Annotated in this window: 13 protein-coding genes; 7 read left to right on the top strand and 6 right to left on the bottom strand. The window is 64.4% G+C overall.

What is annotated here, in order from left to right; all coding sequences use genetic code 11:
* On the top strand, positions 1 to 1,398 hold the full coding sequence (locus tag JFU57_RS02455; protein ID WP_201127982.1) for an aminotransferase class I/II-fold pyridoxal phosphate-dependent enzyme: 1,398 nt from the start codon (positions 1 to 3) through the stop codon (positions 1,396 to 1,398).
* Here the strand turns inward: JFU57_RS02455 and panB are convergent.
* Positions 1,374 to 2,201 carry a 3-methyl-2-oxobutanoate hydroxymethyltransferase gene (gene panB / locus JFU57_RS02450; RefSeq protein ID WP_020297707.1) on the bottom strand — a complete coding sequence of 276 codons (828 nt, stop codon included), beginning with the start codon at positions 2,199 to 2,201 and terminating at the stop codon, positions 1,374 to 1,376. The genes JFU57_RS02455 and panB overlap by 25 nt on opposite strands.
* 178 nt (positions 2,202 to 2,379) lie before the next feature.
* On the opposite strand from panB, the gene JFU57_RS02445 reads away from it, so the two are divergent.
* Positions 2,380 to 3,693 (top strand): MFS transporter, encoded by a 1,314-nt coding sequence (locus JFU57_RS02445; RefSeq protein ID WP_078472495.1) that lies wholly within the window; start codon positions 2,380 to 2,382, stop codon positions 3,691 to 3,693.
* Positions 3,694 to 3,873: 180 nt separating this feature from the next.
* Positions 3,874 to 4,398 carry a hypothetical protein gene (locus JFU57_RS02440; protein ID WP_207202145.1) on the top strand — a complete coding sequence of 175 codons (525 nt, stop codon included), beginning with the start codon at positions 3,874 to 3,876 and terminating at the stop codon, positions 4,396 to 4,398.
* Positions 4,399 to 4,416: 18 nt separating this feature from the next.
* Here JFU57_RS02440 and JFU57_RS02435 read toward each other — a convergent pair whose 3' ends face one another.
* Positions 4,417 to 4,845 carry a lysozyme inhibitor LprI family protein gene (locus JFU57_RS02435; protein ID WP_078472494.1) on the bottom strand — a complete coding sequence of 143 codons (429 nt, stop codon included), beginning with the start codon at positions 4,843 to 4,845 and terminating at the stop codon, positions 4,417 to 4,419.
* Positions 4,846 to 4,943: 98 nt separating this feature from the next.
* Positions 4,944 to 6,314, bottom strand: coding sequence for a GntT/GntP/DsdX family permease (locus tag JFU57_RS02430; RefSeq protein ID WP_078472493.1), 1,371 nt, complete (start codon positions 6,312 to 6,314; stop codon positions 4,944 to 4,946).
* 261 nt (positions 6,315 to 6,575) lie between these two features.
* Here JFU57_RS02430 and JFU57_RS02425 point away from each other — a divergent pair, with 261 nt between their 5' ends.
* Positions 6,576 to 7,475, top strand: coding sequence for a cation diffusion facilitator family transporter (locus JFU57_RS02425; protein ID WP_201127980.1), 900 nt, complete (start codon positions 6,576 to 6,578; stop codon positions 7,473 to 7,475).
* 15 nt (positions 7,476 to 7,490) lie between these two features.
* Here the strand turns inward: JFU57_RS02425 and JFU57_RS02420 are convergent, their stop codons facing one another.
* Positions 7,491 to 8,165: a heavy metal response regulator transcription factor gene (locus JFU57_RS02420; protein ID WP_078472515.1), complete on the bottom strand. Its 675-nt coding sequence runs from the start codon at positions 8,163 to 8,165 to the stop codon at positions 7,491 to 7,493.
* A gap of 406 nt (positions 8,166 to 8,571) precedes the next feature.
* Here JFU57_RS02420 and JFU57_RS02415 point away from each other — a divergent pair, with 406 nt between their 5' ends.
* The 3 genes from JFU57_RS02415 (at position 8,572) to JFU57_RS02405 (ending at position 14,308) form a co-directional block, all read left to right on the top strand.
* Entirely contained in the window at positions 8,572 to 9,831 is a 1,260-nt protein-coding gene (locus JFU57_RS02415) for a TolC family protein (protein WP_201127978.1), read from the top strand.
* Positions 9,832 to 9,966: 135 nt separating this feature from the next.
* Positions 9,967 to 11,136 (top strand): efflux RND transporter periplasmic adaptor subunit, encoded by a 1,170-nt coding sequence (locus tag JFU57_RS02410; protein ID WP_201127976.1) that lies wholly within the window; start codon positions 9,967 to 9,969, stop codon positions 11,134 to 11,136.
* A gap of 25 nt (positions 11,137 to 11,161) precedes the next feature.
* Entirely contained in the window at positions 11,162 to 14,308 is a 3,147-nt protein-coding gene (locus tag JFU57_RS02405; protein ID WP_201127974.1) for a CusA/CzcA family heavy metal efflux RND transporter, read from the top strand.
* Positions 14,309 to 14,430: 122 nt separating this feature from the next.
* Here JFU57_RS02405 and JFU57_RS02400 read toward each other — a convergent pair whose 3' ends face one another.
* Both JFU57_RS02400 and JFU57_RS02395 read right to left on the bottom strand, forming a co-directional pair.
* Complete coding sequence (locus JFU57_RS02400; RefSeq protein WP_201127972.1) at positions 14,431 to 14,889, bottom strand: REP-associated tyrosine transposase; 459 nt, start codon at positions 14,887 to 14,889, stop codon at positions 14,431 to 14,433.
* 235 nt (positions 14,890 to 15,124) lie between these two features.
* Positions 15,125 to 15,346 (bottom strand): hypothetical protein, encoded by a 222-nt coding sequence (locus JFU57_RS02395; protein WP_078472487.1) that lies wholly within the window; start codon positions 15,344 to 15,346, stop codon positions 15,125 to 15,127.
* Positions 15,347 to 15,450 lie beyond the last annotated feature (104 nt).

Below are 15,450 nucleotides of genomic sequence, written 5' to 3'. Positions count from 1 at the left end.
GTGAGCCGCGAAACCCCCTTCGCCTATCAGGCGGTGTACCGCTACCTGGTTGAGTGGATCGACAATGCCAGCGAGGCCGAGCAGCGCCTGCCCTCGCTGCGGGCCCTGGCGCTGCGATTGAAGGTCTCGATCTCGACCATCAAGCATGCCTACGCCTTGCTTGAAGACCAGGGGCGCATCCAGTCCCGGCCCAAACAGGGCTATTTCCGGGTGCCGCTGGCGCCGTCGCAACTGCCGGTGGATGGGCCGAGCTTGATCGACAGTGTCTATGCCCAGGCGCGCCAGCCCGGCATGTTGGCGCTGTGCAGCGATGCGCCGGCCATATTGCTGTCCCTGGAAAATCCGCTACTGATGACCGAGCGCGAGCTGACCCGGCAATACCCGCGCTCCCAGGCGCCACCGTTCCAGCCCTTTGGCGAACCCGAACTGCGCAGCGTCCTGGCCGAGCGCTATACCCGCTCTACCACTGACTATTGGCAGGCCGAACAGGTGTACCTGGGACCGGACCTGCGCAGCCTGCTGGAGCTGGCGCTGCATGCCCTGGAGCTGACGGGCAGCGTGGCGCTGGTGGAGTCGCCCTGTTCCTGGGCGATGTTGCGCCAACTGCGCGCCGCCAATATCCGGGTCATCGAACTGCCTCTGGACCGTACCGGGCGTTTCGATCAACAGCAGCTGCAAGACCTCCTGCAACGTGAGCCGGTGCGCCTGGTGGTGCTGTCATCGACCTTCAGCGTGCCCCACGGCAGCCTGATGCCGGCGGCCGACAAACAGCGGCTGTGCCGCTGGCTGGACGAACGGGGCATCTGGCTGTTCGAGAACGACAGCTATGGCGAGTTTTGTTTCAGCCCGGCCCCTGCGCGCTTTCGTGACTACGCCAACCCCGAGCGGCTGTTGGTGTTTGCCACGTGCGACAAGCAGATCGGCGCCGAGGCTCCGTTCAGCTACGTCCTGACCCGGGGCCATGGCCAGCGCCTGCATCGGCAGTTTCTAGAGCGTGCCTTTCGCCTGTCGCCGCTGCGTCAGCAGGCCCTGGCCCGGCTGTTCAGCTCCGGGCGGGTCGACCAGCATTTGCTGAAACTGCGGGTGCTGTTGCGCGAGCGCATGGGCCAGATGCAGGGTCTGCTTCAGGAACACGCCGCCCAGCAATTGCGGGTACAGCCGGCGGCCGGTGGCGCGACGTTATGGGTCGAGGCCCTGCGCCCGGTGGAGATGTTGCAGGTGTACCAGCGCCTGTTGGCCCAGGGCCTGGTCATTTCCCCCGGGCCAATGTTCAGCCAACAAGGCCTGTGGCGGCATCACCTGCGCCTGAGCTACACCCTCGACTGGCGCCAGGATATCCCCGGCGCCATTCAGGCCCTGGCCCAGGCCATCGATCAGGAACCCTGTTCGACCCCATAGCAGTGCCGCGCTTCGGGAAACTGCCCATCGCGCACTTCGGCGGCAAAGCGCTCGCAGGCCTGGCTGATCAGCGCGGCGGCGTCGGCGTATTGCTTGACGAAGCGCGGCACCTGCTCGCCGCCCAGGCCCAGCAGGTCCTCGGTGACCAGCACCTGGCCGTCGCAGGCGGGGGAGGCGCCGATGCCGATGGTTGGCATGGCCGAGAACTCGCTGATGCGCCGGGCTACCGGTTCCGCCACCCCCTCCAGCAGCAGGCTGAAAGCGCCCGCGGCGAGGTGGGCACGGGCGTCTTCTTCAATCGCCCGGGCCGTGGCTTCACTCATGCCCTGGGCCTTGAACCCGCCCATGGCGTTGACGTACTGCGGCATCAGGCCGATGTGGGCCATCACCGGAATGCCCCGTTGCACCAGAAACTCCACGGTCGGCGCGAGGGCCTTGCCGCCTTCGAGCTTGATCGCGTCGCAGCCGGTGCGCGCCAGCACCTGGGCGCAGTTGCGGTAGGCCTGTTGCGGCGACTCTTGATAACTGCCAAATGGCATGTCGGCGATCACACAGGCCAGGCGGGTGCTGGCGACCACGGCGCGGCTGTGGGCGATGATTTCCTCAAGGCTCATGTCCAGGGTCGAAGTGCGACCGTAGCCGACCATGGCCGTGGAGTCGCCGATCAGCACGAAGTCGACGAACGGGTCCATCAACCGGGCCATGTGGCTGGTGTAGGCGGTCAGGGAGACGATTTTCTGCCGGCCTTTCATCGCCACCAGTTGCGGTACGGTCAGGCGGCGGGTGCGGGTATGGATGCTCATGGCGGCTTTCCTGTTCTGCTGCGGTTTGGAAAGTTGCCGATTATTGCTGCTGCTCAAGGGGATTCAATGCACAGAAACTGGCTAAAAATAGACCCAGTTACGGGTTCGGGTTGTTCCGGGCTGTTTTTGCGTAGACCATTGGCGCCTTGGTTTCTGTCCCCCCTACAGAGTGACTGCTATGCCTTTGCCTCCAGAGACGCGACCGGCGCCGTTTTCCCGGTCCGACTATAAAACCCTGGGCCTCGCGGCCCTGGGTGGCGCGCTGGAAATCTACGATTTCATTATTTTCGTGTTCTTCGCCCTGACCCTGAGCCAGCTGTTCTTCCCGCCGGAAATGCCTGAGTGGCTGCGTCTGCTGCAAAGCTTCGGGATCTTTGTCACCGGCTACCTGGCGCGGCCGCTGGGCGGGATCCTGATGGCGCACTTCGCCGATCGGCTGGGGCGCAAGAAGGTCTTCAGCCTGAGCATCCTGATGATGGCCCTGCCATGCCTGCTGATCGGCATCATGCCGACCTACGCACAGATCGGTTATTTCGCGCCGCTGCTGTTGTTGGTGCTGCGGGTGCTGCAAGGCGCCGCGGTGGGCGGCGAAGTGCCCAGTGCCTGGGTGTTTGTCGCCGAGCACGCGCCGCCTGGCCATCGCGGTTATGCCCTGGGCTTCTTGCAGGCCGGGTTGACCTTCGGTTACCTGATCGGCGCGCTGACCGCGACCCTGCTCGCCCAACTGTTCACCCCGGCCGAGATTCTCGATCAGGCCTGGCGCTATCCGTTCCTCCTGGGCGGGCTCTTCGGGGTGATCGGCGTCTGGTTGCGCCGCTGGCTGAGTGAAACCCCGGTGTTCATGGCCATGCAGGCACGCCGCGAAACCGACGCCGAGCTGCCGCTGCGCACCGTGTTGCGCGAGCATCGCCTGGCGATGTTGCCGGCCTTGATCCTGACCTGTGTCCTGACTTCGGCGGTGGTGGTGTTTGTGGTCATCACGCCGACCATGATGCAGAAAACCTTCGGCATGACCGCCAGCCATACCTTCGCCCTGAGCAGCCTGGGCATCGTGTTCCTGAATATCGGCTGCGTGCTGGCCGGGCTGATCGTCGACCGCATCGGTGCCTGGCGCACGGTGATGCTCTACAGCCTGCTGCTGCCCCTGGGCATTGGCCTGCTGTATGCGAGCCTGATCGGCGGCAGCCAGTGGGTTGGCCTGGCCTACGCGGTGGCCGGGCTCGGGTGCGGCGTGGTCGGCGCGGTGCCATCGGTGATGGTCAGCCTGTTTCCGGCGCGGATCCGCGTGTCGGGCATCTCCTTTACCTACAACATCGCCTACGCCCTTTGGGCCAGCACCACGCCGTTGCTGTTGATCGCGCTGATGCCCTGGAGCCCATGGGTGTGTGTGATCTATTGCGTGGTGATGGGCGCGGTGGGCGTGGTCAGCGCCGGGTATTTCGGTTCGCGCCTGCCCAGTGAGACACGCTCAGCCCTGCCATCCGGCTGCTGATCCTGGCGAAGCGGGCCATCCCGGAATCGACGTATTTCGAGACTGGCCCGTGCTAGAGCCCTCGCCGAGGACTTGCTGTTTTTACCTGCCACAGCGCTGCAAAATTGCCTTCAGCCCTGGGCGATTTACCCGCTAATCTCCCCGGAACCCGTGGCCTGCACGGGCTTTTCGGGGGCTGTCTTGATTCGATCGACGCTGTGTTCCTTGAGAGACTTTTCCACGCTGGAGCCGCTGTTGCAGATGGCTCTGGTGTCGTTCGTGCTGGGCCTGGTGTTTGCCGGTATCGAACTGTGGACCCAGAGCGCACCGGACTACGACCTGGAGGGCGCAAGCGTCGAGACCTTCAGCGCTAGGGTGCTGGAAGTGGGCCCTGGACGGATCCTGCTTGAGGAAGCTGAAGGCGGTGAGGTGCTGGCACTGACGATTGCGCGCGGTATCAGCCAATTGAACGCGGACCCGGCGCGGTTCAAGGGCCAGACGCTGACCGTCAGCCATCTGCGCCACTACCTGCTCAGTTGCAGTCGCGAGGGTGAGGCCCTGTGTCGCGCTCGCTGTACCTCGGCCAGCAGTTGCCGGGACAGTCGCCGCGAATATGAATCGTCGTTGAGCATGCTGTACGGCGCATGGGCCGTCACCTTGGCCAGCCTGGGTGCGTATGCCTGGGGACGGCGCGGCCGCAGGCCCTTGCGGGTCGAGGGCGAATGACCGGGACGGGTCGCGACCTCAGCTGCAGCACTCCGGTAACCAGCGGTCCAGGTCCCGCGCCCGTTCACGGCTCAGACGGCTGACGCAGGTATTGATCAGGGTGGTGTGGGCCGGCGTTCCCGGTTGCACTTCAAACGCCTCGACCACGCAACTGGTGTCCCGGTATTTGATCCAGGCCCGTTGGGCATTTTTCAGTTTGCCGAGGTAATCCTGCTCCAGCAGCGGGTGGCTCTGATACTGGTGTTGCAGGCGCCCGAGCAGCGCCTGATAGCTGGTGTTGAGGGCTGCATCGGCGCGATCCTTGTCGAGCTGCGCACAGCGCTCGACCTGAGCGCCGAGGGTGATCCGCGAACAATCGAGGTCATCTGCCAGGGCCGCCGATGCCACGCCGAGCAGTAGGGAAAACAGAGCGATGGAGAGCCGTGAAAGCCGGAGCGGGTGCAGCATGGCATGCCCTTGCGCGGATAAAAGAGCCGGCATTCTACAGCGCCTGCCACCACCAGGCAGGCGCCTGGCGCGCCACAGCATGCCGCGGTTTGCCTCTGCTACTGCAAGCCGTACCAGAACAGCAGGGTGCCGATCAGGCCGACCAGCGAAACAATGCTCTGCAACACCGACCAGACCCACAGCGTCTGCTTGAGTTGCAGGCCGAAATACTCGCGCACCATCCAGAACCCGGCATCGTTAACGTGGCAGAAGAACACCGAGCCGGCGCCAATCGCCAGGGCCACCAGCGAGCTTTGGGTGGCGGCCAGGCCAGCCATCATCGGCGCAAGAATCCCGGCGGTCGTGGTGGTGGCCACGGTAGCCGAGCCGGTGGCCTGGCGCAGTGCAACGGCAATCAGCCAGGCCAGGAGCAGGTACGGCATATGGGCGCCTTCGGCGACCTTGCTGATGGTCTGGCTGACGCCGGCGTCCAGCAGGGTCTGCTTGAGGCCGCCGCCGGCGCCGATGGTCAGCAGCAGCACGGCAATCGGCGCCAGGCTTTTGCGCAGGGTGCCGCCGACTTCCTCCCGGGGCATGCCGTTGGCCCAGCCCAGGCAGATCACCGCTGCCATGACCGCAATGCCCAGGGCCACCAGGGGCTCACCGAGAAACTTCAGGCTCAGGGCAACCGAGCTTTCAGGGGGCATTGCCACCTTGGCCAGGGTACTGCCGAGCATCAGCAGCACCGGCAGCAGGATAATCAGCAGCGACACGCCGAAGCTAGGCTGGCGCGGGGCCTTGGGCGGGGCGCTGAACAGGGCGCCAAGCTCAGCCGGCTCCTCCACGTGCATGCGCCGGGACAGCCAGTTGCCATAGATCGGCCCGGCCAGGATCACCGCAGGAATGGCGATGCAAAACCCCAGCAACATGGTCAGGCCCAGGTCGGCGTGCAAGGCACTGACGGCAATCAGCGGGCCGGGGTGGGGCGGCATCAGCGCGTGCAGGGTGGTCATGCCGGCGAGGGCCGGGATGGCGATTTTCAACAGCGGCTGCCCCGAGCGGCGCGCCATGACGAAGATGATCGGCACCATCATCACCAGGCCCACTTCAAAGAACAGCGGCAGGCCGATGACCATCGCCACCAGGGCCATTACCCACGGCAGCGAGCGGCCCTTGCCCAGCCCGAGCAAGGTGGAGGCGATCCGGTCGGCGGCGCCGGACTCGGCCATCAGGGCGCCGAGCATCGAGCCCAGGGCAATGATGATCCCGGCTTCGCCCAGAATGGCCCCGGCCCCCTTGCTGAAGGCCTTGGCCACCTCTTCCGGCGGCAGGCCGGCGCCAACCCCGGCGATGAAGGTGCCGATCAGGATCGACAGAAAAGGCGGCAGCTTGGTCGCGCTGATCAACACGATGATGGTGGCGATGGCCAGCAGGCAGCAGAGAATCAGGCGGGTGTCATGGACCATCCAGGCAGCAGTCGATACATCCAAGGCGAGGGCTCCTTATCGGATCAGGTTTAATTGTTACGTTTTGTTTCGTGGATTTGAAGCATACCGGACGCGCCCCGGCCCGATGGGTTTTGCCCAGTTTTGGTGCATTTGTTAGCCAGCTAACGATTCCGGCCATCTCCCGGCAGCAAGCCGGATAACCGCAGGATGACGCCAGGATGAGGATTGCGTCAGACAGGCAGGTAGGCGCCGCGAATCGAACTATCATCAGGCCGTCGATTTCGCGGAATACGAGGTAACGCCATGGGGGCCGGGCACAGTCACGGACCAGTACGCGCAGGGCACGAGCGCTCGTTGTGGATGGCCCTGGGGCTGACCGCCAGCTTCATGCTGGCCGAGGTCATTGGGGCTTTTGTCACTGGCAGCCTGGCGCTGCTGTCGGATGCCGCGCACATGTTGACCGACACCCTGGCGCTGGCGATTTCCCTGGTGGCGATCCAGGTTGCCAAGCGCGCTGCCGACCGCAAGCGCACCTTCGGTTATGCACGCTTCGAGATTCTGGCGGCGGCCTTCAACGCCATCCTGCTGTTCGTGGTGGCGTTCTACATCCTGTTCGAGGCCTGGCAGCGGTTGCGGTCGCCGGCCGAGATCCAGTCCATCGGCATGCTGCTGATCGCGGTACTGGGGCTGGTGGTGAACCTGATTTCGATGCGCCTGCTGGCGTCTTCCAGCGAGCAGAGCCTGAACGTCAAAGGGGCGTACCTGGAGGTCTGGAGCGACATGCTCGGCTCCCTCGGGGTGATTGTCGCGGCCTTGGTGATCCTCTACACCGGCTGGGGCTGGGTCGACTCACTGGTAGCGGCTGGCATCGGTTTCTGGGTCTTGCCGCGCACCTGGACCCTGCTCAGGGAGAGCATGAACGTGCTGCTGCAGGGCGTGCCCGACGGCATCGATATCGATCAGGTGGAGCAGGGCATTCGCGCCGTGGACGGGGTCAGTGACGTGCATGATCTGCACATCTGGGCCCTCACCAGCGGCAAGAACGTGCTCAGTGCGCACCTGGTGGTGGATCTCTCGCAGCGCACCGAACAACAGGTGCTGGCCGAAGTCACGGAGTGGGTGCAGGAGCGCTTTGCCATTTCCCACGTGACCATCCAGGTCGAGCAGAGCGGCTTTCATCAGCACGACCATAGCCCCGAGTAGGCGCCCGACAGTCGCTCACTCACGTTCCTCAAGCACGTACCCGACACCGCGCAGGGTGTGGATCAGCTTGCTGTCGAACGGGTCGTCGATCTTCGCCCGCAGGCGGCGGATCGACACCTCGACCACGTTGGTGTCGCAATCGAAATTCATGTCCCAGACAAACGAGATGATCTGCGTGCGCGACAGCACGACGCCGCTCTGGCGCATCAGCAGGTGCAGCAGGGCGAACTCCTTGGTGGTCAGGTCGATGCGCTGCTTGCCGCGAAAGGCCCGGTGCCGGCCCTGGTCCAGCTCCAGGTCGGCCACCCGCAACACATCCGGGACCGGTGGCTGTTCACTGCGGCGCATCAAGGTGCGGACCCGGGCCAGCAGTTCGGGGAACTCGAACGGCTTGACCAGGTAATCATCGGCGCCGAGGTCCAGGCCTTTGATCTTGTCGGCCAGGCGCCCCAAGGCGGTGAGCATCATGATCCGCGTGGGGCTGCTTTCGCGTATGCGTTGCAGCACGCCCCAGCCATCCAGCAGCGGCAGGTTGACGTCGAGAATCACCAGGTCATAGGCGTGCTGCAGGGTCAGGTGCAGACCGTCCGCGCCATTGCTGGCGCAGTCCACGACATAGCCGCTTTCGGACAGCCCTTGATGCAGGTAATCGGCAGTTTTGGGTTCGTCTTCGATAACCAGGATGCGCATGCGGAGTGAGATCTCGGAGTTGAAAGGCAGTTGCGACTCGAACACGTGATGCCGGCCTACCCCTGGTCGTTGTGGTTTTGGTGGGGGATCAAGCATCGGCCGCCGAGGTATTTCCGGATGCGAAATACACCGCAGGGAAGGCGTCGATCCGGCGCTGTTTGAGGGACCGGATACTAATACAGAACCTTGAGCCAGAGCCTTGGCTAACGGATTTGTAATCTTTGCGCCACCCTGTTGATAAGTACCCGACGCTACATTTGGCCGGCATTCAATACCCTCCCTTTTAATGATTGAGCGGGGCGCGGTGTTGACTCAGCAGGCCGGTGCGAATGCCTTGGATGATTGGCCGATCTCTGCTGTTTCAACCGTTGCGGCAACACTGCTTGTGCACAGGCCTGAATCGGTTATGCCCATCACCATGAGAATTTCCCTGCGGCGCCTGGTGGCCCTGTCTGGCGCCCTGTTATTGGCCAGCGTGGCGCTTGAACAGGCCCGGGCCGCCGAGGCATTGAGCCTGGACCAGGCCCTGCAGACCGCCGTCGCCAACAACCCGGAGCTGGCCGCGGCGCGCTGGGACGTCGAGATTGCCCAGGGCGCTCGACAACAGGCCGGACTTATCCCCAACCCGGTGCTGGCGCTGGATGCCGAAGACACTCGCCGCGATTCGCGCACCACGGCCATCAAGCTCAGCCAGACCCTGGAACTGGGAGGCAAGCGCGGGGCACGGGTCGAAGTCGCCAGCCGTGGCCAGGACGCGGTGGACCTGGAGCTGGAACGGCGGCGCAATCTGCTGCGCGCTGAGGTGATCGAGGCTTTTTATGCAGCCTTGCGTGCCCAGGAGCGCAGCCAGTTGGCCGAACGTTCCCTGGCCCTGGCCGAGCGCGGCCTGAACGTGGCCCAGGGCCGGGTGACCGCGGGCAAGGCTTCGCCGGTGGAAGCAGCACGGGCGCAGGTGCAGCTGTCGCAGATGCGCCTGGAGTCCAACCGCGCGCACATGGATCAGGGCAACGCCTATCGGCGCCTGGCCACGGTCAGTGGTGCATCCACTGTGGGGTTCAGCGCGGTTCAGGCCCCATCCCAGTTGCTGCCGAGCGTGCCGGCCGCCACCGCGTTGCTGGCTCGGCTGGAGCAGACGGTCGAATTGCGCCTGGCCGAGATGGCGATCGTGCAGGGGGAAGCGGCCCTGGGCCTGGAAAAGTCCCAGCGCATTCCCGACCTGGATATCAGCCTGGGCAGCCAGTACGACGCCAGCGCTCGCGAGCGGGTCAACCTGGTGGGGCTGTCGATGCCGATTCCGTTGTTCAACCGCAACCAGGGCAATGTGCTGTCGGCCGCGCGCCGTGCCGACCAGGCCCGGGATCTGCGCAACGCCGCCGAGCTGCGCCTGCGCGGTGAAACCCGCGAAGCCCTGGACCAGTGGGCCACGGCCGAGAACGAGGTGCAGTCGTTCAACCGGGTGATTCTGCCCGCCGCGCAAAACGCCGTGGACAGCGCCACCCGTGGCTTTCAGATGGGCAAGTTCAACTTCCTCGAAGTCCTCGACGCCCAGCGCACCCTGATCGAGGCCCGCAGCCAATACCTGATGGCGCTGGCGCAAACCACCGAGGCCTGGGTGCGCATCGAGCGCATCTACGGCGACCTGACGCTGCTTGACCGCAGCCGCTGACAACCCATTGCCGCTGAGCGTGCGCAATCCCTGGCGCAATTCCTGGAGCAGCGCCGCCAGCCGTTTTCCATCACTGCAAACCTTAGGCGCCGCAGCGTTGTTCGCCGGCGGCACAGCGTTTTTTCAGGAGCACCCATGAACAACAAACGAAGCATTGCCATCGCCTTCGGCCTGGTCGCAGCGCTGGGCCTGGCCGGGCTGCTGTTGCAGCAACGGGCCGAGGGCCAGGCCCCAGCGGCCAATGTCGAACCCGCGCCTGAAGAGCATGCCGAGGAAGAGGGGCTGCTCGAACTCAGCGCGCAGCAGATTCAAGCCGCCGGCATCGAGCTGGCCGAGGCCCAGCCGCGCCGCCTCAGTACCTTGCTGGCGCTGCCGGGCGAGGTGCGCTTCGACGAGGACCGCACCTCGCACATGGTGCCGCGAGCTGCCGGCGTGGTGGAGTCGGTGCAGGTCAACCTGGGCCAGGCGGTCAAGCGCGGCGAGCTGTTGGCGGTGATCGCCAGCCAGCAGATCTCCGATCAGCGCAGTGAGCTGGCCGCCGCCGAGCGCCGGGTGCAACTGGCCCGCACCACCTTCCAGCGCGAGCGCCAATTGTGGGTCGAGCAGATTGCCGCCGAGCAGGATTACCTGTTGGCCCGCCAGGCGCTGCAAGAGGCCGAGATTGCCCAGGCCAATGCGCGGCAGAAGATGAACGCCCTGAGCGGCAGCGCCCAGTTGGTGGGCGGCAACCGCTATGAAATGCGCGCGCCGTTCGACGCCGTGGTGGTGGAAAAACACCTGAGCCTGGGGGAGGTGGTCAATGAGTCCAGCGCCGCTTTTACCCTGTCCGACCTGTCCCGGGTCTGGGTCACGTTTGGCGTGTTTCCCAAGGACCTGGACAAGGTTCGGGTCGGCCAGGCGGTGACCGTCAGTTCCAGTGAATTGGGGACCCAGGTGCAGGGCCAGGTGGCCTATGTCGGCAGCCTGCTCGGCGAGCAGAGCCGTACCGCCACGGTCCGGGTCAGCGTCGCCAACCCTCAGGACACTTGGCGCCCGGGCCTGTTTGTCGCGGTGCAGGTGGCCACCGACAGCTATGAGGCGGCGGTCACGGTGCCCCAGGCGGCGATTCAGACCGTGGAAGGGCAACCCTCGGTGTTCGTGCGGGTCGACCACGGCTTCATGGCCCAGGCGGTCGTGACCGGAGCCAGCCAGGACGGTGTGGTTGAAATCAAGCAGGGCCTGGCGGCCGGCGCCCAGGTGGCCAGCAACGGCAGCTTCACCCTCAAGTCCGAACTGGGCAAAGGCTCGGCCGAACACAGCCATTGAATGGCCCCTCATAGAGTGATTTCACATGTTTGAACGCATCATTCAATTCGCCATCGAGCAGCGCATCATCGTGTTGCTGGCGGTGCTGCTGATGGCCGGGGTGGGCATCGCCAGTTATCAGAAACTGCCGATCGACGCGGTGCCGGACATCACCAACGTGCAGGTGCAGATCAACTCGGCGGCGGCCGGGTTCTCACCGCTGGAAACCGAGCAGCGCATCACCTTTCCCATCGAGACCGCCATGGCCGGCCTGCCCGGGTTGCAACAGACCCGCTCGCTGTCGCGCTCGGGGTTGTCCCAGGTGACGGTGATCTTCAAGGACGGCACCGACCTGTTCTTCGCTCGGCAACTGGTCAACGAGCGCCTGCAGGTGGCGCGCGAGCAATTGCCGGCGGGCGTCGAGGCGCTGATGGGGCCGATCTCCACCGGGCTTGGGGAAATCTTCCTGTGGACCGTGGAGGCCAAGGAGGGCGCGCTCAAGGACGACGGGACAGCGTACACGCCGACCGACCTGCGGGTGATCCAGGACTGGATCATCAAACCGCAATTGCGCAACGTGCCGGGGGTGGCCGAGATCAACACCATCGGCGGCTTTGCCAAGGAATACCAGATCGCCCCCGACCCCAAGCGCCTGGCCGCCTACCGCCTGACCCTGAACGATCTGGTGACGGCACTGGAGCGCAATAACGCCAACGTCGGCGCCGGTTACATCGAGCGCAGCGGCGAACAGTTGCTGATTCGCGCCCCGGGCCAACTGGCCTCGATCGACGACATTGCCAACATCGTGATCAGCAGCAGCGACGGCACGCCGATCCGCGTGAGCAATGTGGCTCAGGTCCAGATCGGGCGCGAGTTGCGCACCGGTGCCGCCACCGAGAATGGGCGCGAGGTGGTGCTGGGCACGGTGTTTATGCTGATCGGCGAAAACAGCCGCAGCGTGTCCCTGGCCGTGGCGAAAAAACTTGAAGAGATCAATCGTTCGTTGCCCGCAGGGGTGGTGGCGGTCACCGTGTACGACCGCACCAACCTGGTGGAAAAAGCCATCGCCACGGTGAAGAAAAACCTCTTCGAAGGCGCGTTGCTGGTGATCGTGATTCTGTTCCTGTTCCTGGGCAATATTCGCGCGGCATTGATTACCGCGATGGTGATCCCGCTGGCGATGCTGTTCACCTTTACCGGGATGTTCAGCAACCGGGTCAGTGCCAACCTGATGAGCCTGGGGGCCCTGGATTTCGGGATTATCGTCGACGGAGCGGTGGTCATCGTCGAGAACGCCATTCGCCGTCTGGCCCATGCCCAGCGCCATCACGGCCGTATGCTCACCCGCTCCGAACGCCTGCATGAAGTGTTCGCCGCGGCCAAGGAGGCGCGGCGGGCGCTGATTTTCGGCCAGTTGATCATCATGGTGGTGTACCTGCCGATTTTCGCCCTGACCGGGGTCGCCGGAAAAATGTTCCACCCCATGGCTTTCACCGTGGTGATTGCGCTGCTGGGGGCGATGATTCTCTCGGTGACCTTCGTTCCGGCGGCCATTGCCCTGTTTGTCACCGGCAAGGTCAAGGAAGAAGAAAACCTGGTCATGCGCAGCGCGCGCCGGGCTTACGCACCGGTGCTCGATTGGGTCATGGGCCACCGCTCCCTGGCGTTTGCCCTGGCCTTGCTGACCCTGGTCGGGTCCGGGCTGGTGGCGAGCCGCATGGGCAGTGAGTTTATCCCCAGCCTCAGCGAAGGCGACTTCGCTCAGCAAGCCTTGCGCGTACCGGGCACCAGCCTCACGCAATCGGTGGAGATGCAGCAGCGCCTGGAGCAGACCCTGATGGCCCAGGTGCCGGAAATCGAGCGGGTGTTCGCCCGTACCGGCACGGCGGAAATCGCCTCCGACCCGATGCCACCGAACATCTCCGACAGTTACCTGATGCTCAAGCCCAAGGCGCAATGGCCGGACCCGGGCAAGTCGCGGGAAACCCTGATCGCGGATATCCAGCGTGCCAGCGCAATTGTGCCGGGCAGTGCCTATGAGCTGTCGCAACCGATTCAGCTGCGTTTCAACGAGCTGATTTCCGGGGTGCGCAGCGACGTCGCGGTCAAGGTCTTTGGCGATGACATGGCGGTGCTCAACAGCACTGCCGCCGAGATCGCCGAGACCTTGCAGAAGCTCGATGGCGCCTCGGAGGTCAAGGTCGAGCAGACCACCGGCCTGCCGGTGCTGACCATCAATATCGATCGTGACAAGGCTGCGCGTTTCGGCCTCAATGTCGGCGACGTGCAGGACACCATTGCCGTGGCCGTGGGCGGGCGCCAGGCCGGCACGCTGTACGAGGGCGATCGGCGCTTCGACATGGTCGTGCGCCTCTCGGATGCCTTGCGCACCGACATCGACGGGCTGTCGCGGCTGCTGATCCCGACCCCGGCCCGGGCGGGCAGTGATTCCGGGCAGATCGGCTTCGTCGCGCTGTCGGAGGTGGCCAGCCTGGACCTGGTGCTGGGCCCGAACCAGGTCAGCCGCGAAAATGGCAAGCGTCTGGTGATCGTCAGCGCCAACGTGCGTGGGCGTGATATCGGCTCCTTTGTCGACGAGGCCACGCTGCGGATTGCCGCAGAAGTGAAAGTCCCCGCCGGCTACTGGACCAGTTGGGGTGGGCAGTTCGAACAACTGCAGGAAGCCACCCAGCGCCTGCAAGTGGTGGTGCCGGTGGCGCTGCTGCTGGTGTTCGGCTTGCTGTTCATGATGTTCAACAACCTCAAGGACGGCCTGCTGGTGTTCACCGGCATTCCCTTTGCCCTTACGGGCGGGATCATGGCGCTGTGGTTGCGGGACATTCCGCTGTCAATCTCGGCCGGGGTGGGCTTTATTGCCTTGTCCGGCGTGGCGGTGCTCAACGGCCTGGTGATGATTGCGTTTATCCGCAACCTGCGTGAGCAGGGAAGGCCCCTGGCGCTGGCGATCAACGAAGGCGCACTGACCCGCCTGCGCCCGGTCCTGATGACCGCGCTGGTGGCGTCCCTGGGTTTCATCCCCATGGCCCTGGCCACCGGCACCGGCGCCGAAGTCCAGCGCCCCCTGGCCACCGTGGTCATTGGCGGCATCCTCTCCTCGACCATCCTCACCCTCCTGGTTCTGCCCGCCCTCTACTACTGGGCGCACCGCAAGGAAGAACAGCCAACCACATGACCGCAGCCGCTGTAGCCGCTGCCGAAGGCTCGGGCCGCGTTCGGACGCTGGCCCTCAAAAACGCCGTGGTTACACCTGGCACTCCACGGCGCTTATCCGGGGCAGCGTTAACAGCGATGGTGTTAGAGCCAGGCGGCATCCCATAGGGGGGATTCGCCGACCCGTCGTGCCAGCCCCGCACGCACGGGGTTGAAGGTGATGTAGCGGACGATGGTTTTAAGGTCTTCGTCCTGGCGTACGGCGCGTTCGTGGTAACCCTTTTGCCAGACGCGGCCGTGGCTGTGGGGTGTTGGATTAAGGCTCAAGCTGCTTCTGGATGTGAGCTGGCACATCACCACACCAAGCGAGCGCGCCTGCAACTCGAACAACCCATGAATGGGGTCGGGCATGATCACCCAGGCCAGGGAATGTGTAGGCCCGACTTGGTCCTGGCTGCGCAGTTGGTCGACCACCAGGTGCCCCAGGTGGACGTCGCGGAATATGGGGTTTCGCTGCTCTGTCATGGCCGTTACGGAATAGACCTGGCCGATTTGTGCGTGGCGCCCCTTGAGCAGGTGATGCCCCTTGGTTTGGAAAAACACTCCCTTGCCCTCCAGAACGGGTGCATGAACCTTCACCCTAGTTCCGAGACCTCCGGTTAACAGAAGTAACCGATAAGCAGATATGTCCTGTCGTCGAGCCTGGCGGTAGCGACTACAGGAACCGGGGAAGATGAGGGCAAAAAAAAACGCCCCTGATGGGGCGTTAAAAATTCATCTCTTTCCAAAGGAGCATCCAAAAACGCTTCAGAGATGAATGTGCTCTGGGGAACCTGCGTCAGATTTTTTCGTCAGCCGCGGAGGGCTTCGGGGCGCTGGGTTCGGGTCTGTCTTCGCTGCCACTGGCGGCGACTTGCTGGTTGTTGTCGCCGTGGATCTGTTCCTGTCCGAGCAGGAAACTGTCCCGTGCCAGCTGGGAGCGTTCGCTGCCATCAGCGGCCAGTGCGGCGGTGGTGATCGTGGCCAGAAGGCCGATCAAAAACAGTTGGGCAGGCTGCATGCTATGACTCCTGTAAAGGGCCCTGCCGGCAGCGGGAAGGCTGCGGGCTTGAACCTGTTCTGGAGTATATGGAGCACAACCTAACGAGAAGGTGAGGCCGATAT

Source organism: Pseudomonas sp. TH07, assembly GCF_016651285.1.
Lineage (GTDB): Bacteria > Pseudomonadota > Gammaproteobacteria > Pseudomonadales > Pseudomonadaceae > Aquipseudomonas.
This window is presented reverse-complemented; position numbering and strand designations above follow the sequence as displayed.